Raw genomic sequence first — 1,217 nt, forward strand, 5'->3', positions numbered from 1 at the left:
ACTTTCCAGAACCTTCACCTAACGCAGAACTAGCTTAAGGGCTAATCCGGTTTCGCTCGCCGCTACTACCGGAATCTCGGTTGATTTCTCTTCCTCGGGGTACTTAGATGTTTCAGTTCCCCCGGTTCGCTTCATTAACCTATGTATTCAGTTAATGATACTAGCTTATGCTAGTGGGTTTCCCCATTCGGAAATCCCAGACTCAAGTGGCTTTTACTGCCTAATCTGGGCTTATCGCAAGTTAATACGTCCTTCATCGCCTCTGACTGCCAAGGCATCCACCGTGTACGCTTAGTCACTTAACCATACAACCCCAAGAGGTCTTGTATGTTCAACTAACCAAGGTTTGCGTTTAATAATCCGATCAAGAAAATATTAAACATTGGTTTTTCGCCGGACTCGATACAAGACACTTGAATGTGTGTTGTTTTGAGAACTCGTTTTTATCCGAAGATAAAAACATTTTTTAAAATCAATCTTTCGATTGAATTTACTAGTCAGCTTTCCAGATTGTTAAAGAGCATGCAATTTTCTATTGAAAACCACTTTTTAATTACACTCTTCAGAATGCATTTAAAAAGTGGTGGAGCTATGCGGGATCGAACCGCAGACCTCTTCGCTGCCAGCGAAGCGCTCTCCCAGCTGAGCTATAGCCCCTTAAAGTTTTACTTCTTTAGGAGAAGTTCTCTATAAAGAGAAAGTGGTGGGCGATACCGGGCTCGAACCAGTGACCCCCTCCTTGTAAGGGAGGTGCTCTCCCAACTGAGCTAATCGCCCACGATAGTTGCTATTTGCTTTCACTTTAAAAAGTAAAATCAAACTAGCTTTCCTTCGTGGAAAGGAAATGGTGGGTCGTGCAGGATTCGAACCTGCGACCAATTGATTAAAAGTCAACTGCTCTACCAACTGAGCTAACGACCCATTGGCGTCCCGTAGGGGAGTCGAACCCCTGTTACCGCCGTGAAAGGGCGGTGTCCTAGGCCTCTAGACGAACGGGACAATGTTCATAACATAAGTTGTTGGGCAACTTATGTTGGCTCTTTTACATTTCGACCAAGCAATCTGTGTGGACACTGCATAAAACAGAAAAGTCTTTAGGTAAGGAGGTGATCCAGCCCCAGGTTCCCCTAGGGCTACCTTGTTACGACTTCACCCCAGTCATGAACCACACCGTGGTAAACGCCCTCCCGAAGGTTAAGCTATCTACTTCTGGTGCA

At 45.2% G+C, this 1,217-nt stretch carries 4 tRNA genes and 2 rRNA genes; all 6 read right to left on the minus strand.

From position 1 onward, the window contains the following. Positions 1–305, minus strand: a 23S ribosomal RNA gene (locus C0W29_RS21370); the annotation flags it as partial. Positions 306–581: 276 nt separating this feature from the next. After that, positions 582–657: transfer RNA gene (locus tag C0W29_RS21375), tRNA-Ala, on the minus strand. Between the two features lie 44 nt (positions 658–701). Continuing rightward, positions 702–777: transfer RNA gene (locus tag C0W29_RS21380), tRNA-Val, on the minus strand. Positions 778–845: 68 nt separating this feature from the next. Beyond that, positions 846–921, minus strand: a tRNA-Lys gene (locus C0W29_RS21385). Positions 922–923: 2 nt separating this feature from the next. Then, positions 924–999 (minus strand) — tRNA-Glu (locus tag C0W29_RS21390). Between the two features lie 100 nt (positions 1,000–1,099). Further along, positions 1,100–1,217, minus strand: a 16S ribosomal RNA gene (locus C0W29_RS21395); the annotation flags it as partial.

The organism is Photobacterium kishitanii (assembly GCF_003026355.1).
Taxonomy (GTDB): domain Bacteria; phylum Pseudomonadota; class Gammaproteobacteria; order Enterobacterales; family Vibrionaceae; genus Photobacterium; species Photobacterium kishitanii.